Raw genomic sequence first — 24,639 nt, 5'->3', positions numbered from 1 at the left:
TCACCCACCATGATCAGGCGTCACCACCTACCCGAACACCGCCAAACAAACTCAGACAAGGGGCATGACCTGCGATTTCAGGATGGAATTAGCCCCATGATGATTCTGTCGGCACATCAGGCATGTTGGCGGCACTGAATGCATGGCGCATCCACGGTGTCTCTGTACGCCGGAGCGAAAACGGGGATCTTCGTGGGCGTCGATGAGTCCGGGAACGGGCCCATTGAACCTGGATTCACCACCTCCCGTCGTGCTGGTCCGTCCCAGATGTGACCCATGACCCACCTCATGCTTGTTTGATCAAGAGTGGGAAGAGCTGCATGTCAGGGTAGATAGGGCGCCCGGGACTCGAACCCGGAACCTACGGATTAAGGCCATTACCGTCGCCCACGAAGCAGGACTAAGCAGCCGATGCCCGGTAGATCTGGTCTACGACGTTGGCCGGCAGGAACGTCCTGGCTTTAGCACTCTCCGGAGAACCGAGGAAGGCGAGGAGCGAGGACGGCTGCTCGGGGGCCCCTAGCGGGACAGGCTCGACCCGTCGCCATCCGCGAGCCGAGATCGTCTTGACGGCGGTGAGGTAGGCGCGGTCGTTCATCTTTCCAAGTGTTTTGGCCCGCATGAGGAGCGCAGCTAGGGAGACTTGCCAGCGGCGCTTGAGCTCGAATAGCACGGGCCAATCGGGTCTACTCGGCAGTTGGTCGATGATGTCTTCAGCGGGCATCAGAAAGGCCGCGGCGAACTGGTGGGCCTGGGTCTCGACTTCCTTGACGCCCCAGATCTGCTCGCCGTGGAGGATCAGGTGCCCCAATTCATGTGCGCAGTCGAACCGTGATCGGGCGCGGTCGTTCTTGTCGGTGCTGAGGACGACGACCGGATGGTCGGCGAACGGCAGGGAGAAAGCGTCAACATTGGTGTTGCCGAGGGGCAGCCTGATCACCGCCACTCCGTGCATCTCCAGGAGACCTACGACGTCGCTGATCGGCCCAGGGGCAACACCCCACAGCGACCGGACGTGCGCGGCGCTCTGCTCGATCTCGGAGGCCCCGGCATCCAGGCCGCTTGCGGGGAGCATGGGAACGGTGTGGGCGGGGAACATGGCAGCCCCGGCGGCGTGTAGGACGAGGTCGTGGGCGACCTGCCCGACTGCGCGGGCGTGGCGACGGTCGACGACGGATGTCCTGCGAAGGCTCCGAAAGAAGCCTTCGTGGCTGTCGGACATAGGGGTGTAGAAGAACTCGACAGGCATGTCCAGGAGTTCGCCGAGCGCCACGACTGTCTCGGGCTTGGGCCGTGTGGCACCGCTCTCGAACTGGCTGATCGCGGCGGGGGTCAGCTTCGCCTTAGTCGCGAGCTCGGCCTGGCTCCACTTGGCGAGTTCGCGTGCGGTTCGAAGGCGTGTCCGGTCGAACGCCTGCGTGCTCATCTCAGTCCCCTTGCCCGATCTTGTTGTCCCATCATGTCGGATCGCCTGGCCCACCCGCCGGTCGGGGGTGTTTGCCGTGTAAAAGGTTACGTCATCTGGGGTGAAGTCCATTCTGAAGAATCTGTTGTGGTATTAAGTACTGTTGATAGTGGAGAGCCGCTAGAGGCGGCCTCCTCGAGATCGCGTACCCGGGGAGTCGGGCGTGCCGATGGAGCGTTTCCAGATCCTGTCCCTCGACGGCGGGGGTTTTCGCGGTATGTACACCGCCGCGGTGCTGGCTCGGCTCGAGGAGGACCTCGACACCCGGCTCGTCGACCACTTCGATCTCATCGCGGGCACGTCCACCGGTGGGATCATCGCCCTCGGGCTCGGCTTGGGCGTCCCGGCCAAGGAGATCGTCCGTTTCTACATCGAGCACGGGCCGCGGATCTTCCGTAACCGCAGCAGGCTCCGGACGGTGCGTCATCTGGTGCGGGCCAAGTACGCCACCGAACCGCTGCGGCTGGCGCTCGCCGAGGTGTTCGGCGAGCGGACCTTCGGGGAGAGCACCAAACGGTTGGTGATCACCAGCTACAACCTCGCGGGTGACGACGTCTACCTCTTCCGCACGCCCCACTTGCCGACCCTGAAGCGCGACTGGCGCGAGAGCGCGGTCAACGTCGCTCTCGCCACCTCGGCCGCCCCGACCTACCTGCCCGGCCTGCTGCTGGACGGCGCCCGCCTCGTCGACGGCGGCCTGTGGGCCAACAATCCGACGATGGTGGCGCTGACCGAGGCGGTGGGCCCGCTGAATGTCCCGCTAAAGTCCATCCGGGTGCTGAGTCTCGGCACCACCGCCGAGGCCCGCAGCCGTCATCGCCGCCTCGATCGTGGCGGGCTGCTGCCCTGGGCTGGCGGCGCCGTCGAAATCCTGATGCGGGCGCAGAGCGAGAGCGCCGCCAAGCAGGCCCGGCACTTTGTCGGCAAGGAGAACGTGCTTCGTATCAACCCGACCGTCCCCACCGGTGCTGTCGCGCTCGACAAGGTCGATATCCAGATCCTCTACGGACTCGCGGGGCACGTCAGCCGGGACGCCTCTCCTGCTGTCCACCGGCTCTTCTGCGATCACCGCGCGCCGGTGTTCGCCCCGTACTACCCCGCACGTGAGGGATGATCATGGAAACCAAGTCACCCAAGCTCGACACGCTCTCGGGGATGCTCTCCGATCTGATCAACGGCGCTGTGGAAGTCCTCGACATCTCACCGCACCTGGATGAGATAGCCGTCGCGCGCTACGAAGAGGTCGGCGCCTGGCTGGCCGACAACGGCGGCATCAACTGGAGGATCTACCCGCAGGGGTCCTTCCTCCTGGGTACGGTCGTCCGTCCCGACCGGCCGACGGGCGAATACGACATCGACTCGGTGTGCTGGCTCCCGCTGGCCAAGGAGAACATCTCCCAGGAGGATCTCAAGGATCGGGTCGGCGACCACCTGGCTGCTTACCGCAGGTGGAAGATCGGCCAGGGGCACACCGACGGTCCACTCCGCATCGAGTCCAAGCGCCGCTGCTGGCAACTCGTCTACACCGGCTTCCATCTGGACGTCCTACCCGCCATCGCCGACGTCGATCACCCACCCACTGGGATCCTCCTCACCGACAAGGACCTGGTGGAATGGCAGCACAGCAACCCCCGTGGATACGCCACGTGGTTCCGGGAGCAGGCCAGGCCGCGGCGCGCGCTGGAGGCCAAGGGCCACCCCAGCGTTGCGGACGTTCCGGCGTGGCCGGTCCGCACCACGCTCCAGCGGGTCGTCCAGGTTCTGAAGTGGCACAAGATGATCATGTTCGGTGATGACCCCGACAACCGGCCGCCGTCGATCCTGGTCACCACCCTGGCCGCTCGCGCCTATCAGGACGAGGTCGATCTGTTCACCGCCCTGCGTCAGGTCCTGGACGGGATGCCGCGCTTCATCACGCAGCACGACGGCATCTGGTGGGTGCCCAACCCGGCGCATGAAGAGGAGAACTTCACCGACAAGTGGAAGGAGTACCCCGAGCGGAGGGAAGCGTTCTACCAGTGGTTCGACGAGATCAGGAGACTCGTCGACGAGCTCGCCGCTATGGAGGGCGAGGGGTACCGGCAGGTGTTCACCCGCCTCACCGAGTCGTTCGACCGGAAGGCGATGCACACCTCCGTTGAGCGGGTCGCCGCCCGGATCGGCGAGAGCAGCGGTGACCTGCGACTTGGCCGGACCGGCAGGTTGTCGCCGACTGCGACCGGTCCTCGTACAGGCGGAAACACCTTCTATGGCCAGCATCCCGCGCCGCGCGGTTAATCTGGGGCGGCAGGCCGCGGCGATTCACGCGGTCCTGCCGCACGCCCAGACCCGCGTACACAAGGGCCGGCTCTGGTGCTGTATGACCTTGCAGCCGGCACCGATCTGCCAGGTCTACACCGTGCAGGTGACGTACCGGCATCGGACACGCCCCCGGGTGATCGTCGTCGACCCTGAGCTGGAACTGCCCCCGTGTGCCACCGCGCTCCCCCACGTCTACCCTGCCGGCGATCTCTGTCTCCACCTGCCCGGGGAATGGAACGACAGCATGTACCTCGCCACGACCATCCTGCCGTGGACAAGCGAATGGCTGCTGCATTATGAACTCTGGCTCGTCACCGGCCGATGGTCGGGTAGCGGCCACGATCACGCTGTAGCGAACGGGAGCGCGCTTATGGACCCAGCGGAGTAGGAAGAGGCGCCCTTCCCTGTTGGGGTTGTCTCGCTTGCGCAGGTAGGCCAGGTGGAAGAGATCACTGGCGAAGCTGGGGCGTCGCCTGAGACTGTCGATTGCCTTGCGGTGGCACCGAGGCTGCCATTCGTAGGTGTCGTTGCTGGCGCTTTCGTCGGACCCCTCCGCTACGGTGCGGGTGGGCCGGGAGCTCCACCCGAGTCCCGGGTACGCAGGAGGTTGAGGTGCGCGAAGATAGGTCTATAGCGCCCCGTCAGCGGGCGCGTTGCCACTCGGGGACGGTAACCGGGGGCCTACGCAACCAGGCACGTTGAGCGATTCCGTAAGGAGCTTTGTGAGTACGCTCGGTAGTTTTATCTGGTCGATCGCCGACCAGCTTCGGGGTCCCTACCGCCCCAACCAGTACGGGACCGTGATTCTCCCGTTCACGATCCTTCGCCGCCTCGACTGCATCCTAGAGCCGGACCGCGAGACCGTCCGAGACCTGGCCGCGGCATACGAGAACCCGAACCGGCTCCGGACCGAGGTCAAGAAGAAGACTGGCCGACCGTTCTACAACACCTCGAAGTACAGCTTCGCCAACCTTTTGAAGGACGCAGACGGGCTTGAGGATAACCTTGTCGACTACGTCGATCGGTTCTCCGCCGACGTCGACGTGTTCGAGTACTTCGATTTCAAGAAGCAGATCATCGCCCTGGAGCGGGCCGGTCTCTTGCGCGAGATCGTGAAGGCTTTCGGCGCCGTTGACCTGCACCCCGATGTTGTGTCCAACGCCGACATGGGGGACGCGTTCGAGTACATCATCCGCAAGTTCAATGAGGCCGCGAACGAGACCTCTGGTGACCACTACACGCCGCGCGACGCGATCCGGCTGCTGGTCGACCTGCTCTTCGCCGAGAATGACGCCGCTCTGACCAAGGCGGGCATCGTCCGTACGCTCTACGACCCCACCGCTGGCACCGGCGGCATGCTCGCCCTCGCCGAGGATCACCTGCTCACACAGAACCCGGACGCCCGGTTGAGTCTGTACGGTCAGGAGTACAATCCGCTGTCATACGCGATCTGCAAGTCTGACCTGCTTGCCAAGGGCCACGACGCGTCCAACATCGCATTCGGCAACACGCTCACCGACGACGCCTTCAAGGGCCGCCAATTCGACTTCTGCATGTCCAACCCGCCATACGGGGTCGACTGGAAGCAGTACGCCAAGGCCGTCACCAAGGAGCGGAACGAGGCCGGCCCCTACGGCCGCTTCGCGCCGGGCCTGCCCGCTACTTCGGACGGGCAGATGCTGTTCCTGCTGCACCTGGTGCACAAGATGCGCGCCCCAGAAGATGGCGGCGGTCGGGTCGGGATTTTCATGAACGGCTCGCCGCTCTTCAACGGGGCCGCAGAGACCGGTCCGTCGAGCATTCGAAAGTGGCTGCTGGAGAACGACCTGGTCGAGGCAATCGTCGCGTTGCCAACCAACATGTTCTTCAACACCCCCCTCGCCACCTACGTCTGGATCCTCGACAACACCAAGCACCCCGATCGCAGGGGCCTAGTCCAGCTCATCAACGGCACATCGTTCTGGACCAAGATGCGCAAGAACTTGGGCTCCAAGGGCCGCGAGATCAGCGACGCAGACCGAGCCAAGGTCGTCCGGCTGTACGCCGACTTCGCCGACGCCGACCCCGACTACTCCAAGATGCTCCGCAACGACGAGTTCGGCTACTGGACCATCACCGTCGAGCGCCCCCTCCTCGACGAGGACGGGCAGCCGGTCGTCGACGGCAAGGGCAAGCCTAAGCCCGACCCGAAGAAGCGCGACACAGAGACCGTGCCGTTCACGTACGGCGGCTCGACGGCCGGTGCGGCAGGCAAGGTCGAGGTCATCCAGACCTACTTCGACACCGAGGTGAAGCCGCACGTCCCGGACGCCTGGATCGACTGGGCCAAGGTCAAGACCGGCTACGAGATCCCCTTCACCCGCCATTTCTACCAGTACGTCCCGCCGCGGCCACTTGCCGAGATCGACGCTGACCTGGAGAAGCAGGTCGCGAAGATTCTAGACCTCCTGCGGGAGGTCGAGGGATGACCCGGTTCGGCGCAGCAATGCAGAAGATCGATGAGCGGATCCCTGGCGTTGATCTCCCGCTCATGTCTGTGTCGCAGACCAAGGGCGTGGTGCGACGTAGCGAGCTGACAGACGCACCTCAACGTGCAGAGTCGCTCGACGCCTACAAGGTGTGCCGCAAAGGGGACGTCGTCTTCAATAAGATGAAGATCCGCTCTGGCGCGATGGGCATCGCCTATGAGGATGGCCTGGTCACCTATCACTACGAAGTGATGCGTCCTCGGAAGGGCATGGATTCGCGCTACATCGTCCATCTTATGAAGTCTTCGTGGTTCACCAGCGAGCTCATCGCACGTGAGCGTGGCATCTCAGCCGGAGGTGAGCACGGTGGCATTCGCACGACCGAGGTCCCATTTACCGTCCTTCGGACGATCGACGTGCTCCTTCCAGAAATCAACGAGCAGCGCGTCATCGCCGACTACCTCGACCGCGAGACCGCCCGCATCGATACGCTCGTCGGGGAGCAGCAGCGCCTGATCGAGATGCTCCGCGAGCGTCGCCTGGCGGCGGTCGAGGAGGCGGTGTCCATCGTCGCTACCCGCGGGGCGCGACTGAAGCACGTCATTCGATCGGTTCGGCAGGGGTGGAGCCCGCAGTGCTACTCGTGGCCGGCCGATGGTGTCGAGACGTGGGCCGTTCTCAAGGCTGGAGCGGCAAACGGCGGTCGTTTCCGTCCGACGGAGAACAAGGAGTTGCCGGAGGACGAGGTCCCGCGCCCGGATATTGTCGTAACTCGAGGCGACCTCATCGTGTCGCGCGCCAACACCCGCGAACTGGTCGGCAGTGCGGCAGTGGTCGAGGGCGACTTCCCGCGGCTCATGCTGTGTGACAAGCTCTACGCATTCTCGCTCGATGAGAGCCGAGCCGATGCACGGTTCGTAGTGGCAGTGCTCGGAAGTCGCAGGTGGCGTGATCTGATCGAGTTGGAGGCGACCGGCGCGAGCAACTCGATGCTCAATATCAGCCAGTCCGACATCGTGAACCTCCCGATGCTGCTGCCTCCTGTGGATGAGCAGCGCCGCATCGTTGCGCACTTGGACGGTGAGACCGCCAAGATTGATCAGCTAATCGCGGAGACGGAGCGGTTCCTCGAGCTCGCTCGTGAGCGACGCTCGGCGCTGATCACGGCGGCGGTGACAGGTCAGATCGACGTACGAGGAGCCCTATGATGGCTGACCACAACGAGGTCGTCTTCGAGACCGAGATCTGCGGGTACCTCGCGGCCCATGGCTGGCTGTACTCGGCAAACGACACCGGCTACGACCGTGAGCGGGCGCTGTTCCCCGAGGATCTGTTCGCGTGGCTGGAGGCGACCCAGAAGTCTTCGTACGAGAAGGCGCTGAAGGCAGCGGGGTCGCGGGCGAAGTTCCTCGACGTGCTGACCACGGCACTCGACAAGCCGCTGGAGCATGGCGGCGGGATGCTGAACATCCTGCGTACTGGAGTGCAGTACATCGGCGGTGGCCGGTTGAAGATGGCGCAGTTCCGCCCCGAGACGACGCTGAACGCGACGACGAACGCCGAGTATGCGGCGATGCGGGTACGGGTGATGCGGCAGGTGCACTTCTCGACCGCCGACCAGCGCAGTATCGACCTGGTGTTCTTCGTCAACGGGCTTCCGGTCGCGACGGTGGAGCTGAAGACCGACTTCACCCAGTCGCTGGACGAGGCGGTTCAGCAGTACCGCAAGGAACGCAACCCGCTGACCAACGGCCGGCGCGAGCCGCTGTTGTCGTTTGGCCACCGGGCGCTGGTTCACTTCGCGGTCTCCAACGACCTAGCAGCGATGACTACCCGGCTGGAGGGTGAGAAGACGCACTTCCTGCCGTTCAACACGGGCTTCGAGGAAGGTGCTGGGAACCCGCCCGGTGCGGACGGGAGGTCGGCGACGGCATACCTGTGGGAGCGGGTCTGGGAGAAGCACGCCTGGCTCAACATCGTCGGTCGGCTGATGATCGTGGAGACCAAGGAGGAGTGGGACGTCGCGACCGGCACGTCGGTGCGTCGTACGAGCATGCTGTTCCCCCGGTTCCACCAGTGGGAGGCGGTCACGAACATCGTGGCGGCCGTCGCTGAGGAGGGCGTCGGCCAGCGGTACCTGATCGAGCACTCCGCGGGGTCGGGGAAGACGAACACGATCGCCTGGACGGCGCACCGTCTCGCGCGGCTCCACGTCAATGACGAGAAGGTCTTCGACTCGGTCATCGTGGTCGTCGACCGCACGGTGCTCGACGGGCAGCTTCAGGACGCGATCCGGCAGATCGACGGTAGCAGGAAGATCGTCGCGACGATCAGCCCCGAGGACGTGCGCAAGGCCGGTGCAAAGTCGAAGTCCGGCCTGCTGGCACGGGCGCTGAAGAACGGTGAGCTGATTATCGCGGTGACGGTGCAGACCTTCCCGCACGCGCTCGACGAGATCCGGACCGACTCCGGCCTGAAGGGCAAGCGGTTCGCTGTCATCGCGGACGAGGCGCACTCCTCGCAGTCGGGGCAGATCTCCTCGAAGCTGAGAAAGGTTCTGACCGCCGAGGAGATCAAGGAGATCGAGGAGGGCGGCTCGGTCGACGTCGAGGCGGTCCTGGCCTCGGAGATGGCCGAGCGGGCTGAGTCGGAGAACATCTCCTATTTCGCCTTTACCGCGACGCCGAAGAACAAGACCCTGGAGTTGTTCGGCCGCAAGGGTTCGGATGGCGAGCCGCGTGAGTTCCACCTGTACTCGATGAAGCAGGCGATCGAGGAGGGCTACATCCTCGACGTGCTCAAGGGCTACCAGTCCTACGACACCGCGTTGAAGATCGCTGGCAAAGCCGGGAGCGGCGATGGTGGCGAGGTCGAGGAGTCGGCTGCGCGCAAGGGGCTGATGCGGTGGGTGCAGCTGCACCCGACCAACATCAGCCAGAAGGTGCAGATCATCGTTGAGCACTTCCACGCCAATGTCGCCCACTTGCTGGAGGGCAAGGCGAAGGCGATGGTCGTCACTGACTCGCGTAAGGCTGCGGTGAAGTACAGGAAGGCGATCGACGCCTACATTGCCAAGCGGGCCGCCGAGGACCCCTCGTATGACTACCGGGCTTTAGTCGCGTTCTCTGGGTCGGTGTCTATGACCGAGAACGACGAGTGGAGCCAGGATTGGGGGCCGACGCCGTCGAAGGACGACGAGTTCACCGAGGCCAAGATGAACCCCGGAGCGGGCGCCGACCTAGCTGCGGCGTTCAAGGGTGACGCGTACAGGATCATGGTCGTTGCCAATAAGTTCCAGACCGGCTTCGACCAGCCGCTGCTCTCAGGGATGTACAGCGATAAGAAGCTGTCCGGGGTCACCGCCGTGCAGACGCTTTCTCGGCTCAACCGCACCCACCGCACCGCAGACGGGGAGCAGAAGGCCAAGACGTTCGTCATCGACTTCGCCAACAAGCCCGACGACATCAGGGTTGCCTTCGAGCCCTACTTCACCAACGCCAGCCTTGAAACCGAGACCAACCCGTACGTTGTCATCCATCTGGCGAACAAGCTCGCCCAGGCGGGGATCTACACCGAGGAACAGGTCCGCCAGGTCGCCGAATTGTGGGTAACCCGCAAGGGCAACAACGCGCTCTCGGCTGCCATCAGCCCGGCCCAGCACGACTTCCGACGACGGTACGCGGCGGCGATCGAGGCCGAGGACAAGGTCACGCTCAACACCCTCGACCTTTTCCGCAAGGACGTCTCCACCTACGTGCGGCTCTATGACTTCATGAGTCAGATTCTCGACTATGGAGACCCGTACCTGGAGATGCTCTCGATCTTCCTCCGGCTCCTGGAGAAGGTCATCGCCGAAACCTCGTGGAGCGCCGACGTCGACCTCTCGGACGTGGTCCTGGTCGGGGTGAAGCACACCAAGAGGATCGCGGTCGACATTTCGCTGACCGGAGACGGCGAGCTGAAGGGAATCAGCGCAGCCGGCACCGGTGCCAAGAAGGAGCCGAAATACGTCGCGCTCCAGGTCGTCATCGACAAGATGAACGACCTCTTCGGCGCCCAGTCGTTCGCTGAGTCCCAGGTGCGGGAGTTCGTGCAGGGGCTCGTGCAGCGGCTGCTCACCGACCCGGATTTGGTTCAGCAGACCCGGGTGAACTCGAAGAAGCAGTTCATGGAGTCGCAGGACTTCCAGTCCGCTGTCACCGAGGTCATCTCCGACAACCAAGAAGCGCACAACACCATGGCCAACTACTTCTTCACCGACGGGCCCGCGATCAAGGGAATCATCATGGCGCTCGCTGACGCCTTCTACGAGGCTGCGATCGACATGGCGGCTCAGTGACGTCGACGCAAGAGGCAACCTCGCTGATGCCTGCACCGCTCCATGACGTATCGAAGGGGCTTGCTCTGTGGTTTGACGCCCCCAATGGTGCGGCAAGATCGCGGCTCGTGCCGACAAATATGCCGTATCTGATCATTATATGAGTGCTCAGCTGGTCGCTTGCGGCAGGTTCACCGTCTCCGGCGGCTCACCAGCCTGTCGGTAGCCGTAGAGCATCTCCGGCTGGCCGCGGCCAGCCGGTGTACCTGGCGCAGCAGTTGGTCGATCATGAGCTTCGTCCGCACTGCACGCCGTTACCGCACCGTCCGCATCAGAGCTGGCCGCCTACTTAGTCGATCACCGTCCTGACCTTCCCACCCTCTCGCGTGGGCCTGATGCTGTGCCTGGCAGCGATTTCTGAAGCGTTGCTGATCGGCATAGCGGCCAACGTCCTGCTGCAGGCTCTGGCCGTGGCGGACACCTGTTGGAAGGTCTCCGGTGTTCAGCCGCCACGCTTCCCGTACGCATGCGACAATGGCGGCGCCAGCCAGGACAAGACTCCGCCGCACCCCGCCAGGACACGACCCGTACGCCGATGGCCTCGGCGAGGGGCCCGTCGCCGCGTACGCGACCGGTACCAGGAGGCCATTCAGGGTGGCGTTCGACGCCAGGATGCGGCTGAGCTGGTCCTCGGGGATGGCCTCTTGCCGGAACGAGGTCCGCACGATCAGGTGGCGCTTGTCGGCGCCGCCGGTCACTGTCCGGACTACGCTACTCTCCTGCTGGTGGACAGCGTGGCTGGCCTGCACTGTCTCCGGAGTTGCTGCCACACCGACTAAGTAATTGAGTGGGACTATCCTCTCGCAGCACCCTCGGGCCAGATGATGGTCACTGGAAGGCTGCGTTCCCGAGCCTCCGCTACGACCTCGGCCGTCCCGCCCGAGCCGGTACCGGGCTGCCCGTCCCAGACGGCCACCAGCTCATCGACTGATGAAAGGACTGCCTCGTTCGCAGCCTCGTACGCCTGCCGGTTGGCGTGGTCGAAGTCCATGAGACGGACGGTCTTCGCCGCCGCCATGAGCCGGTCGAACTGTTCGGCATGATCCGGCTTCACCTTGGCCTGCCGGTAGTCCCGTGACGGCAGCACCACCTCCAGCGATCCGCCGGCTGCGAGTACCGCGTCAGCGAACAGGCTGTCCGCGCCACGAGCGATGCAGGACACGCCCACCAGTTCGCCAGTGAACGAGGCAAGGTGCGCGCGGAGCGCGTCGGCGACGAGGAGCTCCGCCGCCGGGGTCAGGTTCATGTGGCCGGTCACGCCGATACGCATCATCAAGTCCTTCCTGAGCGTCGGTCCCTAGCGCGCCAGCGTCTCGCGGATGTGCTGTTGCAGGGGAGCCATGATGGGATCTTTCCGGGTCTCGATCTCAAGATAGAACTCGCGAAGCTGCACTCTGACCCTGTCGGACTGGACTTGCCCGGCGGTGTCCGCTGCGGCGTTGCCCACGGTCACAGCGTCGTCCAGGTCGCCCCTGATGAAGTGAGCGTAGGCGAGCCCGACCTGATCGAGCGCGAGGCTGCGCATACTGGAACGTTGCCGGAGCGCCACCGCTCGTCGGATGTGGCCGAGGGCGTCACCGGCGAATCGGCTGTCGTGGTGGGACAACTCCAGGTATCGGCCGCCGGTCACCCCGGCCAGCTCGGCGGTGTCGAAGTAGGTGATCCAGTCCGGGTCGGGGTCGTGGGGACTGATCTCGCTGAATGCTGCCTCGGCGTTGCCCGTGGCGCGCTTGAAGGACTCGGGCCGGCCCATTTTGGCGTACGACCACGCCTCTCGGGTGTGCAGCATCGCGCGGAGCCGGGGAGTGGCCGTGGACCTGACTCCGTCCAGGGCGAGCCGGATCAGCTCGAGCGCGTCCTGCGGTTGATCGAGGTACAGCAGTTGCCTGGCCATGGACGCCAGGACGCTCGCGCCGAACGGCTTGTCCTCGCCGGGCGTGGACGCCTGCAAAGACATGACGTAGTACTTCTGCGCCGCGGTCTGCATGCCGCAGTCCCATGACATGGTGGCGGCGATCTTCGCAAGCTGCGCCATCACGTGGAACAGGCGCACGCTCACCTCGTGGGGGTGGCCGTCGCGCAGCAGGTCGGCCACCTCGTTGAGCTGCCCGATCACGGCCTTACGGGCGAGCCCGCCGCCGTGCTGGTCATCCCATGTGCGGAAGACGTTCGCCGCCTCCTCCAGTTGGGCGACCTCGTCCGATCCGATCCGTCCGCTGTATTCGGACGAGGAGGGCACGGGGGAGGGGTGTGTGAGCCAGCGCTGTACCGGATCGACGAGCGGGAGCCCTGCCGTGATGGCCAGCGCCTTGACCGCTTCGCGACGGTTCAGCATGAGGTCGCTCTTGGTGATGTCGTAGATGGCATCGGCTGTCGGTCCTGCTTCCCAGAGCCAAGGGAGGGAGGGTGAGGAGACCGAGTTCGCGTCGTCGTCGGCGCTTTCATCGGTGATGACCTCCGGCAACGCCGGACGCTCAAAAAGCTTAGCCTCTGACATCTCGAAAGCGCGGCAGTACAGAAGGGGATACGGATCACGAGGACGACCCTTGCCCGCTTCGTGCTGTTTAACCCTCCGCAGGACCGACTCGAACTCCGCCAAAGCGATCTCATCGCCGGCGGCTTTGAACAGGTGAACAGCCACTTGCTTCTGAGACCAGCCGCGTTGCCGGCGCTCGTGTCGGATGCGTTCGGCCCAGGCTGGCAGGCCAGTCTCGTCGGTCATGCCGTCGCACCTCATCAAGGGATGGTGACGCGCTCGCGTCCCCCAGTGTCCCCCAACGCCACCTGTTCGCGCTCTGTTACTCAGCGTTGTTATGAATGTGTGCACCCGGATACAGAAAGCTTCTACTCGTGGACGGCTTGGGACGGCCGAAGCCGCTCTCGACACGGCCTGGATTGCCGTGGTCTGCGCTTCACGGTGAACACCTCCGCCACGACGGTCCCCCGCTTGTCCGCTGTGATGGAGGACGTTAGGCCGGTGCGGTTCGGCCCCGCGAGATCTATTGACCATCTGGGCTCCCGGCTGATCACGCGCATCCAGCGCAAGCCGGGCGGTTCGGTGCTGTATCCCGGTGGTTCGTGAAATGGCCTCGACCGTGATTGCGGCATGGCTTGCGCTGGGCATGCGTGACCGTCAGCTCGCCGTACTCCGCCTCACCTACCCGCAGTGGACGATCTCCTACGAACGCGCCTCGAACGGTTGGATCTGGCGGGCGGCGCCGTCTTGGCAGCTCTCGGCGGAGATGCTGACCGCCGGGGCGCGGCCGCGGTTGGTACGAGGTAACCCTGTCGCCCTCATGGCGGAATTGAGCCATCAGACGGTGATCATCCGCAACACGACCCGTCGTCGCACGTGAAGCCTCCCCGGGCCGTCGTCGCGTGCCGCTTCGACGGGTCGGGGAGATCAGGCCGGGCCTGGCGCCCGGTGATAACAAGACCAGCCGAGGGAGAACCCCCATGGTGAGCAAAGCAAGGCAGATCGAGCCCGACCTGTACGCGATGGACGTGGAAGAGTCCAAGTTCGCGCACCTCGAAGGTACGGGCCTGGAGTACGCGCCGATCGCGGACGGCGACGACTACGCCGTCCGGGACAAGGACCGCCCGGCCGTAGAGATCCGTAGAGCCGGGGACGACTTCCGCAGAAGGTCCGGCGGGGGAGAGCAGCCGTCGGACAAGGTGCACTTGCACGACATCGACGTTGACGAGGACAGGTTCGAGCCGGTCGAGGGCACGAGCCTGGAGTGCGTTGCGATCGGGGACGGAGACGGCTACGTGGTGCGCGACGCGGAGCACCTGGGCGAGATCCGGCGGCCCGGCGACGACTGGCGCAAGCTCAGCACGATCCTCTGACGCTACCCCGTGGAACACCGCGGGGCGCGGCTCGATTCATCGCCTGCGGGCCCGTAAGCAGGCGCGACGGTTGGCCGAACCACACCCGGTCTCCGTGTCCGGCCGTCGCGCCACCCGGAAGTGATCGACGTGCAGGTCAAGTGGAAACCGTACATGCCCGGACCGGACGTCTTCGTGTGGGTGCAGGAGTCCTCATGCTGCGGCGCATACACGCTGCTCCACGAAGGCCCCGAGGGCGTGGTGACTCGGTGGAGCAGAGACGGGAACCGCATGGAGACCGGCAGAGGCCCGCACCTCAAAGCCCTCCTCATGTGGAACCACCTGGTGGGCTGTCACCTCCACTACCGCCACGAGAAGCGGAAGCGCCGGGTGGCGTCGTGACCATCATCCAGTGGATCGGCCTGGTATGGGGGCCTCTCACCTTGCTGGGCATCCGCCCGGCGCTGGTTTCCAAGGTCCTGATCGCCGAGCGCGACCCGGGAGAAATGTGCGCGAGCTGTCGGGCGCGACATCGGGCGTACAGGCGCAGGGAACAGGAGTATTTCGACGTCTATGGCCTGGCCGGGCCGCCGCTGATGATCCTCGCCGCCGCCGCGCTGTGGTGGACCGCTCCGCTGCTGCCCGCCCTGCGCCGGCTCGCCCGCTTGCCTTCCCTCCCGCAGTGCGCGGGCCCTTCCTGCGCCGCGCACAAACAGCACAATCCCAACCCTGCGAAAAGAAGGTAGAACCCGGTCGCCACCGCATCGCGTTACGGCACCCCCTCACCCCAAGGCCACAAGCCGCCCCGCAGCACGAGCCGCCTCACGCCGCCATCCGCCGTGATACGGCCAGCAGCAGAACGGAAAGCATGATGACAACACCTCGCCCTACCCCAGCCCACGTTGGGCCGCACCATGATCTGCGAGGCCCGGGCGAAGTCGGCCTGACCATCGGCAAGACCTTCACCTTCGAGGCGTCTCACCGCTTGAACGGGCTACATGACGGGCACAAGTGTGGCCGCCTGCACGGCCACAGTTACCAGGTGACTGTCGAGCTCACCGCCGACGAATTGGTTGGCCCGGGCTTCGTTACCGACTTCGGTGACCTGTCACCTCTCGGCGCCTACCTCGCTGAACACTTCGACCATCGTGACTTGAACGAGGTGCTCGACGTTGAGCCGACTTCGGAGCTGCTGGCCGTCCACCTGGTCAGGTGGTTCCTCGACCAGGTGCAGCCGGTCATCGCAGGGCGGCTGGTCGCGGTCACCGTGAGCGAGACCCCGAAAACGTGGGCACGCTGCACAGTCGGAGCCACAACGTGATTGCCGCAACGATGTCCGCACCCTCCCCCGCTGCGACGCTCCTGATCGCCGAGCGCTTCGGTCCGACACTGCAAGGCGAAGGATCCAGCATCGGCCAGCCCGCGCTGTTCATCCGCCTGTCCCGCTGCAACCTGTCATGCACCTGGTGCGACACGCCATACACGTGGGACACCACGCGCTTCGACCTACGGCAGCAGAGCGACCGCGTTCTGGTCACCGACCTGGTCACGTGGGCGCTGGACCACCCGGTGACGCTGATCGTCATCACCGGTGGAGAACCCTTGCTGCAGCAGCGCCGCCTGCCCGCGCTCACCGAGCCGCTGCTGCAGGCAGGCCGCCGCGTGGAGATCGAGACCAACGGCACCGTTGCCCCCAATCCGGCTCTGCTGGTGGACGGACTGCACTTCAACGTTTCACCCAAGCTGGCCAACGCCGGCCTTCCGGCCGACATGCGCATCAAGGCCGCCGCCCTGGAGGCACTGGTGGCCAGCGGGCGCGCCGTGTTCAAGTTCGTCGCCTGCGATGTCGCTGACCTGGACGAAATCGCGGAGATCGCTGAGCGCTTCTCCATGAAGCAGGTGTGGGTGATGCCCGAAGGCGTGACCCCCGACGACGTGCTGGGCGGCGCCCAGGCGCTCGGTGAAGCGGTCATCGCCCGTGGCTGGTCGTTGTCGCCGCGCCTGCACGTCCTGCTGTGGGGTGACGAACGTGGTCGGTAACCGCTGTGCGGCCACTCGCGCACGCCCGCTGCCTGTGACAAGCCGCCCCTCCATGGCTACCGGCACGACTCCTGGAAGCGAGGACGGAACATGACCACGAACGGCGTGCGGCCCTCCAATACGGCGCACCCCGGCCGAGCCGCAGCACAGCCGACCAATGACGTTCCAGGTCCGACGGTAGACACACCCCGCGTGACCAGGCTCGTCCGCGAACTGCTCATCGCTCTCGGAGAGGATCCCCACCGCGCGGGCCTGCTCGACACGCCGGCCCGCGTCGCGGCCTGGTGGTGCAGCTTCCTGTCGCCGGACCCCTCGGCGATGGCGACCTGCTTCACCGAAACCCACGCGAGTGACCAACTGGTCGTAGTCGGAGGGCTGAGCGTGTGGTCCCTCTGCGAACACCACATGCTGCCGATGAAGCTGGACGCGCACGTCGGCTACCTCGCCAACGGCACCGTCCTGGGACTGTCGAAGTTCGGCCGGATCGCACAACGTTACGCCGGACGCCTCCAGATGCAGGAACGCTTCACCCGCCAGCTCGCCGACGAGGTGACCGCAGCCATCGGCAGCGAGGACGTGGCCGTCACGGTGCACGGCGTACACCTGTGCATGAGCATGCGCGGCGTCCGGATGGAGATGGCCCGCACTTCCACCGTGCAGGCCGGAGGCCGGTTCAAGACCGATCCGCTGCTCTCCCAGCAGTTCCTCACCCTCTCCACCGCCGACGTGCGAGGGGCAGCGTGATGGCGACCAGTACCGGAACGGTGGCGCCTTCCGGCATCACCCACCTGATGTGGCCCCGCATGGAAGAGCTGGTCAGCCGGATCGCCGAAGCGATCCAGGAGGACGGCGCCCCTCAAACCCTCGTTGCAGTCCTGCGCGGTGGTGCCGTTCCTGCCGTCTGGCTCTCCCACAAGCTCCGGCTGCGGGATGTCCGCGCGGTGGAGGTCACCCACACCGTGGACGACAGCACCAACGCCGCGAAGACCGCGCAGCCCGTGGCCGTCAACCCGGCCTCGCTGGGCGACCTCACCGGCCGCGACGTCTTGATCGTGGACGACGTCGCCGGCACCGGGCACACCCTCTCCGCCACAGTTCGACTGGCCGCCGACGCAGGAGCCAACCGGGTCCGGACCGCGGTGTGCGCGGTGAACGAGGACAACTGGACCGGCCGTTCTCCGGCTGCGGTCACCTACATCGGCGCGATCACCCGCGGATGGGTGATCTTCCCCTGGGAAGGCCACGATGAGCACGAGCACTGATCAACTTCCCGAGCAGTTCCGCACCCGACCCGGGACTCCCATGATGGGGCCCTACAGCACCAACCAGATGGACGACTTCTACACGGCACTGCACCGCGGAGAGACCAAGGCCTCGGGGCTGATGAACCTGATGCAGCACCTCATCGTCGCCGAGCGGTGCACGCCAGGCGCGAAGGTGCTGGACGTGTGCTGCGGTCGTGGACTGGCACTGCCGCTGCTGTGCCGGTACACACCGCAGATCGAACGGTACGTCGGACTGGACATCAGCCCCGACAACCTCAACGAAGCCCGAGAACGGATCACCTTCCTGAGCGAGACCTACGGAGGACTCTTCCCGGTCGAACTCGTCGAGTGCGATGTGGCCCAATCCTGGCCGCGGCTTCCCGCCTTCGACGTGGCGCTGTACACCTCGGCGCTGGAGCACCTGCCCTTCGAACTCGGCGCGCGTAGCCTGCGCAGCACAGCTCAGGCGCTCGCACCCGGCGGGACGCTGTTCCTGTCCACACCCCAAGCATTCGGCCCGCCGCCGCGTCCCCTGCAGTACCGCGTCCACGTCTACGAGTGGTCGCGACGGGAGGTGGAGCAGGTCGTCGACGACGCCGGTCTGGTCGTCGAGGACGTGATGGGCCTGCTGCCGCCCAAGCCAGACGCGGTGGCCGACGAGCTCACCGAACGGTACGGGCAGGGCGCGGCAGACTGGTACCGCGACCTCGCCGCGCGCGTCCCTGGAGCACTACTGGACACGGTCTCGGCGGTGTCGGTGCCGAAGAAGGCGACCGAGCTGCTGTACGTCTGCCGGAGGCCCGCGTGAACGCCGCCGCTGCCCCCGCGCCACGCTGTGAACCCGCCCCTCACCGGCCGCTGTGGGTGACCATCGAGGGCATCAACGGCGTCGGAAAGACCACCGCAGCCCGGACGCTCGCCGCTCATCTCGGCGAGCGGTGTCTGCTGCTGGACGAACTCACCGACCAGGCCAGCGACACCCTGGCCGGACGCGTGATCTCCGCTCTGGCCGCGGATGACGAGGTATGTCTGCGCACGGGACACCCAGTCGCGGAAACGCTGGCCCTGCTCGCGCTGAAGATCCGCGAAGTCGAATGCCTCGCCGTCCACCCGACGACGGCCGAGGTGGTCATCGAGGACCGCGGCGTCGACACCGTCGCCGTCTATCAGGCCGCCATCCTCTGTGAACAAGCGCCTGAGGCTATTCCCGCGTACGTCGTACGACACGTCCTCTCGACCATGTCGTGGTGGCGGCCCCCGCCCCACGCCACCGTTCTGCTGACCGGCGACCTGGAGGTGTGCATGCGGCGCTTCGCCGACCGGATCGGACGGACGCTGTCGCCACGGGATCGGCGCGTGATCGAGCAAGCGAACACCCTCTACACGTGGTTGGCTGCCGCCGAGCCTGACCGCTACGCCGTGATCGACACCGCTGGGCGATCCGCCCAGGCTGTCGCCGATGCGATGGGCAGGGTCGTACAGAACCTCATGAAGCAGCGGGAGGCTTACCGTGCCGCGTGATGCGACCCTGCTCTGGGGCCTGCGCTCGCCCTGCGCGTTCACCTGCCCTCACTGCTACTTCGGCACGATCGAGGAGCACCAACAGGCCCCACCCACCGAGCTTGGTGTCCTATCGCACCTGTCCCGCACCGACCTGCCGTCCCAGGTGCTCAAAGCGTTCGCCCGGACCCTGGCCGACTCGCCGATCGAGCGGGTGGTCATCGCCGGCGGCGAACCGCTGGACTGGCCCCCCACGCTGGAGGTGATCGAACTCATCAAGCAGGCAGGCTGTCAGGTTGTGATCGCCACCAACGGGATCCCGCTCACTCGCCCGCAGGTGACCCAACGACTCCTCGCCCTTGGCGTTGACGGTGTTTCGATCTCCCTGGACAGCGCGGACGCGCATACCAACGATCGGCTGCGCCCCTCGCGGTCGGGCCGCTTCGGCTACGACGATGTCCTGTCCGGTATCCGCGCCCTGCTGAATGCCCGGGGCGACCAGAACAGGCCGAGGGTGGGCATCTACACCGTGGTGATGCGGGAGCGCCCACAGGAGATCACCGACATGGCCGGCCTGGCCGACCAGCTCGGCGTGGACTACTACGTCCCCCAGCCGATTTCCCTGACGCCCGACCACACGCTCTTCACGGAGCTGACCCACCGCCTTGGGGATGTACCGGCCGTGGCCGACCAGCTCCACCGTCTCTACGACGAACCAACAAGCCTGGCGCTCCCCGATCCCTCCTACGCACGGCGCTTTGTCGCCGCGATCTCCACCCAGGAGAGCGGGCACGTGCCCGACTGCTTCGGCGGCGCCCGCCTGTTCTTCATCCAGCCCGACGGCTCGGTCTGGGACTGCCCGTCCGACCGCCGGATCGCCGCCACCCCGCCCGAACAGCGGCGCAGCATCCGTGATGCCGACGCGCGCACGCTCTTCGCCGACCGGCCCGCGTGCACGAACTGCTCGTTGTTCAGCCGAGACTGCGTGAACATGTGGCCGCTCGTGCTCGACATGCCGCAACTGCTGAACACCAGGACTTCGCGATGACGCTCCCCTCGGTCTACAGCGGCGCACAACTACTTGTAGAGCAGCTCGCCGTCGTGCTCGAGCAGATGCCCGACCCCAGCGGCGGCTCGGTCGCCGGACTGCTTGAGCGCGAACTGGCCGAGGCGTTCGGCGTCCCGTACGCCGTCGCAGTCGCCTCCGGCACTGCGGCCCTGCATGCCGCGCTGTTCGCCTGCGGCATCGGCGTCGGCGACGAAGTTCTCGTGCCGGCCCTGACCGTCGTTATGACCGTGGCGCCCCTCAACGCCCTCGGGGCGACGCCGGTGTTCGTCGATAGTGACCCGGCCACCTTGGACCTGGACTATGACGACGCAGCCCGTAAGGTCACCTCGCGGACTCGGGCGATCATCCCGGTGCACCTCTGGGGCCGGATGGGAGACCCGGCGGCCCTGGCAGCGTTCGCATCCGAGCACGAGCTCGTCATCATCGAGGACGCGGCACAGGCCGCCGGTACTGTACGCGACGGGCAGCGAGCCGGCACAGTCGGCACCGTCGGCTGCTTCAGCATGAAAGATGGCAAGATCCTCTGGAGCGGCGAGGGCGGCTTTCTGCTCACCGCCCGCCGCGACGTGGCGGAGCACGCGACCGCGTTCCGCAGCCATTGGCAGCCAGCTCCTCCAGGTCAAGTACCGCTGAGCCGCCTGGCGACCAACTGCCGCCTCGCCGCCCCCCTCGCCGCGATCGCTCTGGCCAACCTTCGCCGCCTCACCAAACTGGTCGAACTACGCCGCGCACAGACCCGCCACCTACTGCTTGCCCTAGAGCACACACCTGGCCTGGTCGCTGATGCACCAGAGACACGGGAGGAGTGGAACGGCTTCACCCCGCTGCTCCACATCGGCCTGCCGAACCCTCGGGCGTTCGCCGAACACCTCGCGCAGCGGGGAGTGCCGAACTCCACTGGCAGTTTCCGGCTCGTCCCCTGCGACGCCCGGCCCATGTTCACCGGCCGCAATAGGCCGTGCCGCGGCGCCGCCCAGATCCTCGAGCACACGCTCGCCATCCTCCTCACCGAGCACGACACACAGACCAGACTTGACCGCTACGCCGCCGTCATCGCTCAAGAGGCCAGTGCGTGGACGACATGACCAATCCCCCGGAACCCGGCCCGACGGGAACGGCCCTGCTGGTCGGCCCTCGCTCCCGAACGGATCCTGCCGCATGACGATCACACCCGTAGTTCATTCCTGCACCCGCGGCCCGCTGATCTCCGTCGAGGGCATCACGGGAGTCGGCAAGACGTATCTGACCAGTCGCGCCGTAGAAGCCCTCGATAATCAGCCGCTCATGCTGGAGGCGTTCTCCCAGCGGACGGATGAGCGCCGGGGACTGGGCAAGGCCCTGCTCTGTGCTCTGCGCGAGGCCAGCGGAGGGGACCCGTTCCTGCGCGGGGGCACTCCCATGGCCGAGGCCCTGCTCCTGCTGGCCATCAAGCGACATGACCTGGACAGCCTCATGCCCGAACTGTCCAGCGGGCATGCCGTCATCGAGGGCCGCAGCGTCGACACCACGGCGGTGTGCCAGGCTCTGCAACTGCATCCCGACGACCCGGACGCTGCCCTTGTGATGGCAGCCGCCCTGCGGGAGTTCGCGTCCTCCTATCGGCCGCTCCCCGACCTGACCATCCTCGTTACCGACAACGCTCACGAGGCTGCTGTGCGCGCGCAACGGCGCGACCGGTGTGTCTTCACGCCGGAGCAGGCCACGTTCATGCGCGAGGCATGTGCTCTCTACGAGCGGCTCGCCGCCACTGATCCGACACGCTACCGGGTCGTCGATCGGCGCAGCGTCGACGAACACGAGGCTGCTGAGTTGATCCGAGTGTGGGTCAACGACACGGGAACCGGCTTGGGCTGCATGCGCGAGCCGTGGCAGGGCCCAAGAGCCCGCTGCATGTGCTGTGGTCACCGCGCCGGATCCGGACCGGCATGAACGAGACGACCCTTCTCGCGACGTGTCCGGGCCCGGCTGCGGAGAGGAACTGCGCGCCCGCGATCCCCGACGGCATCGCGGCCCTGATCCTCGACTTCGACGGAACCCTCGCCGACACGACGCCCAGCCATGAACAGGCGCTGCGAGCGGCGCTGCAGCCACACGGCCTCGACCTGGATCACGACTGGTATGTCCGACACATCGGCCTGTCCATCCACGACCTTCTGGCCGCGCTACCTGGCGGCCAAGAGGTGTCATACGACGAGGTCATTCGACACAGTCGCACCAACCTGCTGGCCACCGTGAACGACATCGGTCCCATAGGGTGCGTCGTCTCGCTCCTTCAGACCGCACGCCGTATGGCGCTGCCCTGCGCTGTCGCTTCGGGCGCCAGCCGAGTCCTCGTCCACCCCGGGATCGACGCTCTGGGCCTGAGGCGGGAGTTCGCGGCCGTCGTCACGCGAGAAGACATCACTCTCGGCAAGCCTGCCCCTGACCTGTACCTCGCGGCTGCCCGACGCCTCGGCGTCCCGCCGGACCGCTGCCTTGCCGTCGACGACGCTCCCGACGGCGTCATCTCCGCCCGCGCCGCCGGCATGCACGTGATCACGCTGATGGACGGCCACCTGGCCCCCACAGTAGACGTCGCACCAGGAGAGCAATGATGCCCGTCCTCCACTCCACGAAGAACCTTGAGGTCATCGAACCTCCTACGACATCGAGGAAAGGAGTCGGGCGCTTCGAGTACACGGACAATTACACGGTGTTCCACTTCGGTCCGATGCCCGACCAGATCCCCGGGAAGGGCGAGGCGATCTGCCACATGGCCGCCTTCAATTTCATGATGTTGGAGGCGGCAGGCGTGGCAACCCATTTCCGCCGGGTGATCCCGCCGAATCGGATCGAGTTCGACTTCGCGCGTGTCCCGCACCCAGACGCCGGGCCGCTCACTCTGGGCGAGGGGAACTACCTCATTCCCGTACAGGTCCTCTTCCGCAACGAACTCCCGCAAGGGAGCTCCGTTCACCGCCGCCTCGCAGCCGGCGCACTGACACCGGCCGAGATCGGGCTCTGCGGTATCCCCGCAGTCGGCGAGACGCTGAAGCATCCACTCATCGAGTACGCGACGATGCTTGAAGACGTCAACCGGTTCATCGGCGGGTCCGAAGCCCAGCGCCTCGCCGACCTGAGCGACGAACAGTTCCGAACCATGCGCGACACCACCGTCAAGGTCAACAAGGTGCTGACCGAGCACGCACACAAGCTCGGACTGAGTCACGCTGACGGCAAGGTCGAATACCTGCTGTCGAGCGATGCGCGCATCGTGCTGGCCGACAGTCCTGGGACACCGGACGAAAGTCGCCTGATGGCTTATGGAATGCACTGCGGCAAGCAGGTCCTGCGGAACTGGTACGTGAACAACGGGCTCGAAATACCGGTAAACAGGTTGATCGCCGACGGCGTTCCCAGGAGCCAGTGGCCGCAGCCGACACCACTCCCACCCGAGTTCCTGCCAGTGATGTCAGACCTGTACCGGTCCCTGAGTGAGGCATGGACGGGCGAGCGCCGTTGGAATGCGCCGAACCTACAGGCCGCCACGCAGGCCGTTGCCCGCGTCATCGGTCAATGACGGCACATGACGGCTGGCCCCCGGCCATGCTCTTCAACGTGGCGGGGACAGGCTGGCGACGCCACGGCATCCGCGAGAACGGTGGACATATGGGCGGTTTGACGGAAGACCCCGCCTTCCTGGCGACGACATTCGTAGTGATCGACTTTGAGGCGACGACCCCCAAGGGCTACCCAGCCCAACCCATCGAGGTCGCCGTTCTCGCCCTCCGCTACGAGAAGGGGGCGTGGACGATGGTCGGCAAGAGTGCCTCCCTCATCCGGCCGCCCGCGTTCGCCCCCGTGACACCGGCTGTGACGGCCCAAACCGGCTTGGCCCCCGAGCAGGTCGGGCAGGCTCCTGGTCCGGCCGAGGTGCTGAGCGCACTGGATCGTCGGTTCGCTGCGGGCAGGCAGTACCTGCTGGTGGCTCAGCACGCCGCCACCGAGGCCAACCTCATCTACAACCAGCGCGCACACTGCCCAGCGCTGGCCCACCTTGACTTTCTGGACACGATCCCGTTCGCCAAGCACCTCATCCCGGGCCTGCCGAACCACAAACTCGACACGCTGCTGGCGCACTTCTCCATCAAGCAGCCGGCGGATCGCCACAGGGCAGCCGCCGATGTCGATGTCACCGCGCAGGTGTTCCTCCGGCTCGTCAGCGCCGCGGACGAGGATGGTCAGCTCAGCGACCTCGCCGCTCTGGTGAAGATCGCGGGACGCACGGCCAAGTGCAACCTGCCTGCCCAAGGCGGATTGTTCGACATCTAACTTCCGATGGGAGA

The 24,639-nt window shown here is 65.8% G+C and carries 25 protein-coding genes; 22 read left to right on the top strand and 3 right to left on the bottom strand.

Translation table 11 applies throughout. The annotated features are described in order from the left end of the window. Nucleotides 1-400: 400 nt before the first annotated feature. Nucleotides 401-1,426 carry an XRE family transcriptional regulator gene (locus AB0I15_RS43505; RefSeq protein WP_358109909.1) on the bottom strand — a complete coding sequence of 342 codons (1,026 nt, stop codon included), beginning with the start codon at nt 1,424-1,426 and terminating at the stop codon, nt 401-403. Between the two features lie 208 nt (nt 1,427-1,634). Here AB0I15_RS43505 and AB0I15_RS43500 point away from each other — a divergent pair, with 208 nt between their 5' ends. The 6 genes from AB0I15_RS43500 to AB0I15_RS43475 all read left to right on the top strand — a co-directional run bounded on the left by AB0I15_RS43500 (nt 1,635) and on the right by AB0I15_RS43475 (nt 10,573). Beyond that, entirely contained in the window at nt 1,635-2,579 is a 945-nt protein-coding gene (locus AB0I15_RS43500; protein ID WP_358109915.1) for a CBASS cGAMP-activated phospholipase, read from the top strand. A 2-nt stretch (nt 2,580-2,581) separates the two neighbouring features. After that, nucleotides 2,582-3,742, top strand: coding sequence for a nucleotidyltransferase (locus AB0I15_RS43495; RefSeq protein WP_358109906.1), 1,161 nt, complete (start codon nt 2,582-2,584; stop codon nt 3,740-3,742). Continuing rightward, the gene (locus AB0I15_RS43490; RefSeq protein WP_358109903.1) at nt 3,714-4,154 is read left to right on the top strand and encodes a hypothetical protein; all 441 of its coding nucleotides are present in this window, start codon (nt 3,714-3,716) and stop codon (nt 4,152-4,154) included. The genes AB0I15_RS43495 and AB0I15_RS43490 overlap by 29 nt, the downstream gene beginning before the upstream one ends. Before the next feature lie 334 nt (nt 4,155-4,488). Further along, nucleotides 4,489-6,234, top strand: coding sequence for a class I SAM-dependent DNA methyltransferase (locus tag AB0I15_RS43485; RefSeq protein WP_358109900.1), 1,746 nt, complete (start codon nt 4,489-4,491; stop codon nt 6,232-6,234). After that, nucleotides 6,231-7,442, top strand: coding sequence for a hypothetical protein (locus AB0I15_RS43480; RefSeq protein WP_358109898.1), 1,212 nt, complete (start codon nt 6,231-6,233; stop codon nt 7,440-7,442). The genes AB0I15_RS43485 and AB0I15_RS43480 overlap by 4 nt, the downstream gene beginning before the upstream one ends. Further along, a complete protein-coding gene (locus tag AB0I15_RS43475) occupies nt 7,442-10,573 on the top strand; it encodes a DEAD/DEAH box helicase family protein (protein WP_358109895.1) in 3,132 nt (1,043 codons plus the stop codon). The genes AB0I15_RS43480 and AB0I15_RS43475 overlap by 1 nt, the downstream gene beginning before the upstream one ends. Before the next feature lie 832 nt (nt 10,574-11,405). Here AB0I15_RS43475 and AB0I15_RS43470 read toward each other — a convergent pair. Further along, a complete protein-coding gene (locus tag AB0I15_RS43470) occupies nt 11,406-11,885 on the bottom strand; it encodes a hypothetical protein (protein WP_358109892.1) in 480 nt (159 codons plus the stop codon). Nucleotides 11,886-11,909: 24 nt separating this feature from the next. Then, nucleotides 11,910-13,334 carry a hypothetical protein gene (locus tag AB0I15_RS43465; protein ID WP_358109890.1) on the bottom strand — a complete coding sequence of 475 codons (1,425 nt, stop codon included), beginning with the start codon at nt 13,332-13,334 and terminating at the stop codon, nt 11,910-11,912. Between the two features lie 361 nt (nt 13,335-13,695). Between AB0I15_RS43465 and AB0I15_RS43460 the strand changes: the two genes are divergently transcribed. The 16 genes from AB0I15_RS43460 to AB0I15_RS43385 all read left to right on the top strand — a co-directional run bounded on the left by AB0I15_RS43460 (nt 13,696) and on the right by AB0I15_RS43385 (nt 24,625). Beyond that, nucleotides 13,696-13,968: a hypothetical protein gene (locus AB0I15_RS43460; RefSeq protein WP_358109888.1), complete on the top strand. Its 273-nt coding sequence runs from the start codon at nt 13,696-13,698 to the stop codon at nt 13,966-13,968. Nucleotides 13,969-14,068: 100 nt separating this feature from the next. Then, entirely contained in the window at nt 14,069-14,461 is a 393-nt protein-coding gene (locus AB0I15_RS43455) for a hypothetical protein (protein WP_358109885.1), read from the top strand. 153 nt (nt 14,462-14,614) lie between these two features. Beyond that, a complete protein-coding gene (locus AB0I15_RS43450) occupies nt 14,615-14,842 on the top strand; it encodes a hypothetical protein (protein ID WP_358109882.1) in 228 nt (75 codons plus the stop codon). After that, a complete protein-coding gene (locus AB0I15_RS43445) occupies nt 14,839-15,186 on the top strand; it encodes a hypothetical protein (RefSeq protein ID WP_358109879.1) in 348 nt (115 codons plus the stop codon). Before AB0I15_RS43450 ends, AB0I15_RS43445 begins: the two co-directional genes overlap by 4 nt. A gap of 122 nt (nt 15,187-15,308) precedes the next feature. Next, nucleotides 15,309-15,761 (top strand): 6-carboxytetrahydropterin synthase, encoded by a 453-nt coding sequence (locus AB0I15_RS43440; RefSeq protein ID WP_358109876.1) that lies wholly within the window; start codon nt 15,309-15,311, stop codon nt 15,759-15,761. Then, nucleotides 15,728-16,480: a 7-carboxy-7-deazaguanine synthase QueE gene (locus AB0I15_RS43435; RefSeq protein WP_358109874.1), complete on the top strand. Its 753-nt coding sequence runs from the start codon at nt 15,728-15,730 to the stop codon at nt 16,478-16,480. The genes AB0I15_RS43440 and AB0I15_RS43435 overlap by 34 nt, the downstream gene beginning before the upstream one ends. Before the next feature lie 90 nt (nt 16,481-16,570). Next, nucleotides 16,571-17,224, top strand: coding sequence for a GTP cyclohydrolase I (gene folE / locus AB0I15_RS43430; protein WP_358109871.1), 654 nt, complete (start codon nt 16,571-16,573; stop codon nt 17,222-17,224). After that, nucleotides 17,224-17,742: a phosphoribosyltransferase family protein gene (locus AB0I15_RS43425; protein WP_358109868.1), complete on the top strand. Its 519-nt coding sequence runs from the start codon at nt 17,224-17,226 to the stop codon at nt 17,740-17,742. The genes folE and AB0I15_RS43425 overlap by 1 nt, the downstream gene beginning before the upstream one ends. Further along, a complete protein-coding gene (locus tag AB0I15_RS43420; protein ID WP_358109864.1) occupies nt 17,726-18,553 on the top strand; it encodes a class I SAM-dependent methyltransferase in 828 nt (275 codons plus the stop codon). Before AB0I15_RS43425 ends, AB0I15_RS43420 begins: the two co-directional genes overlap by 17 nt. Then, the gene (locus tag AB0I15_RS43415) at nt 18,550-19,266 is read left to right on the top strand and encodes a thymidylate kinase (protein WP_358109861.1); all 717 of its coding nucleotides are present in this window, start codon (nt 18,550-18,552) and stop codon (nt 19,264-19,266) included. The genes AB0I15_RS43420 and AB0I15_RS43415 overlap by 4 nt, the downstream gene beginning before the upstream one ends. After that, nucleotides 19,256-20,293 (top strand): radical SAM protein, encoded by a 1,038-nt coding sequence (locus tag AB0I15_RS43410; protein WP_358109858.1) that lies wholly within the window; start codon nt 19,256-19,258, stop codon nt 20,291-20,293. Before AB0I15_RS43415 ends, AB0I15_RS43410 begins: the two co-directional genes overlap by 11 nt. Then, nucleotides 20,290-21,399 carry an aminotransferase class I/II-fold pyridoxal phosphate-dependent enzyme gene (locus AB0I15_RS43405; protein WP_358109855.1) on the top strand — a complete coding sequence of 370 codons (1,110 nt, stop codon included), beginning with the start codon at nt 20,290-20,292 and terminating at the stop codon, nt 21,397-21,399. The genes AB0I15_RS43410 and AB0I15_RS43405 overlap by 4 nt, the downstream gene beginning before the upstream one ends. A gap of 73 nt (nt 21,400-21,472) precedes the next feature. Continuing rightward, nucleotides 21,473-22,243, top strand: a complete 771-nt coding sequence (locus AB0I15_RS43400; protein ID WP_358109852.1) for a thymidylate kinase — start codon at nt 21,473-21,475, stop codon at nt 22,241-22,243. After that, nucleotides 22,240-22,908 carry an HAD family phosphatase gene (locus AB0I15_RS43395; RefSeq protein WP_358109849.1) on the top strand — a complete coding sequence of 223 codons (669 nt, stop codon included), beginning with the start codon at nt 22,240-22,242 and terminating at the stop codon, nt 22,906-22,908. The genes AB0I15_RS43400 and AB0I15_RS43395 overlap by 4 nt, the downstream gene beginning before the upstream one ends. Then, nucleotides 22,905-23,873, top strand: a complete 969-nt coding sequence (locus AB0I15_RS43390) for a phosphoribosylaminoimidazolesuccinocarboxamide synthase (RefSeq protein ID WP_358109846.1) — start codon at nt 22,905-22,907, stop codon at nt 23,871-23,873. The genes AB0I15_RS43395 and AB0I15_RS43390 overlap by 4 nt, the downstream gene beginning before the upstream one ends. A 26-nt stretch (nt 23,874-23,899) precedes the next feature. Next, nucleotides 23,900-24,625, top strand: coding sequence for a 3'-5' exonuclease (locus AB0I15_RS43385; protein ID WP_358109843.1), 726 nt, complete (start codon nt 23,900-23,902; stop codon nt 24,623-24,625). The last annotated feature ends 14 nt before the right edge of the window (nt 24,626-24,639 follow it).

Origin of the sequence: Nonomuraea sp. NPDC050643 (assembly GCF_040654715.1) — a bacterium.
In the GTDB taxonomy this organism is placed as follows: Bacteria; Actinomycetota; Actinomycetes; order Streptosporangiales; family Streptosporangiaceae; genus Nonomuraea.
The sequence above is the reverse complement of the archived record's forward strand: the minus strand, read 5'-3'. Positions and strand labels throughout refer to the sequence as shown.

What these genes read in the sequence shown, in the direction of transcription:
- AB0I15_RS43425 (WP_358109868.1), top strand. Translation starts at nt 17,224, where the DNA reads ATGGCGACCAGTACCGGAACGGTGGCGCCTTCCGGCATCACCCACCTG.
- AB0I15_RS43480 (WP_358109898.1), top strand. Translation starts at nt 6,231, where the DNA reads ATGACCCGGTTCGGCGCAGCAATGCAGAAGATCGATGAGCGGATCCCT.
- AB0I15_RS43450 (WP_358109882.1), top strand. Translation starts at nt 14,615, where the DNA reads ATGCCCGGACCGGACGTCTTCGTGTGGGTGCAGGAGTCCTCATGCTGC.
- AB0I15_RS43395 (WP_358109849.1), top strand. Translation starts at nt 22,240, where the DNA reads ATGAACGAGACGACCCTTCTCGCGACGTGTCCGGGCCCGGCTGCGGAG.
- AB0I15_RS43465 (WP_358109890.1), bottom strand. Translation starts at nt 13,334, where the DNA reads ATGACCGACGAGACTGGCCTGCCAGCCTGGGCCGAACGCATCCGACAC.
- AB0I15_RS43490 (WP_358109903.1), top strand. Translation starts at nt 3,714, where the DNA reads ATGGCCAGCATCCCGCGCCGCGCGGTTAATCTGGGGCGGCAGGCCGCG.
- AB0I15_RS43460 (WP_358109888.1), top strand. Translation starts at nt 13,696, where the DNA reads ATGGCCTCGACCGTGATTGCGGCATGGCTTGCGCTGGGCATGCGTGAC.
- AB0I15_RS43385 (WP_358109843.1), top strand. Translation starts at nt 23,900, where the DNA reads ATGCTCTTCAACGTGGCGGGGACAGGCTGGCGACGCCACGGCATCCGC.
- AB0I15_RS43405 (WP_358109855.1), top strand. Translation starts at nt 20,290, where the DNA reads ATGACGCTCCCCTCGGTCTACAGCGGCGCACAACTACTTGTAGAGCAG.
- AB0I15_RS43470 (WP_358109892.1), bottom strand. Translation starts at nt 11,885, where the DNA reads ATGATGCGTATCGGCGTGACCGGCCACATGAACCTGACCCCGGCGGCG.
- AB0I15_RS43505 (WP_358109909.1), bottom strand. Translation starts at nt 1,426, where the DNA reads ATGAGCACGCAGGCGTTCGACCGGACACGCCTTCGAACCGCACGCGAA.
- AB0I15_RS43455 (WP_358109885.1), top strand. Translation starts at nt 14,069, where the DNA reads ATGGTGAGCAAAGCAAGGCAGATCGAGCCCGACCTGTACGCGATGGAC.
- AB0I15_RS43400 (WP_358109852.1), top strand. Translation starts at nt 21,473, where the DNA reads ATGACGATCACACCCGTAGTTCATTCCTGCACCCGCGGCCCGCTGATC.
- AB0I15_RS43420 (WP_358109864.1), top strand. Translation starts at nt 17,726, where the DNA reads ATGAGCACGAGCACTGATCAACTTCCCGAGCAGTTCCGCACCCGACCC.
- AB0I15_RS43390 (WP_358109846.1), top strand. Translation starts at nt 22,905, where the DNA reads ATGATGCCCGTCCTCCACTCCACGAAGAACCTTGAGGTCATCGAACCT.
- AB0I15_RS43500 (WP_358109915.1), top strand. Translation starts at nt 1,635, where the DNA reads ATGGAGCGTTTCCAGATCCTGTCCCTCGACGGCGGGGGTTTTCGCGGT.
- folE (WP_358109871.1), top strand. Translation starts at nt 16,571, where the DNA reads ATGACCACGAACGGCGTGCGGCCCTCCAATACGGCGCACCCCGGCCGA.
- AB0I15_RS43495 (WP_358109906.1), top strand. Translation starts at nt 2,582, where the DNA reads ATGGAAACCAAGTCACCCAAGCTCGACACGCTCTCGGGGATGCTCTCC.
- AB0I15_RS43440 (WP_358109876.1), top strand. Translation starts at nt 15,309, where the DNA reads ATGATGACAACACCTCGCCCTACCCCAGCCCACGTTGGGCCGCACCAT.
- AB0I15_RS43475 (WP_358109895.1), top strand. Translation starts at nt 7,442, where the DNA reads ATGGCTGACCACAACGAGGTCGTCTTCGAGACCGAGATCTGCGGGTAC.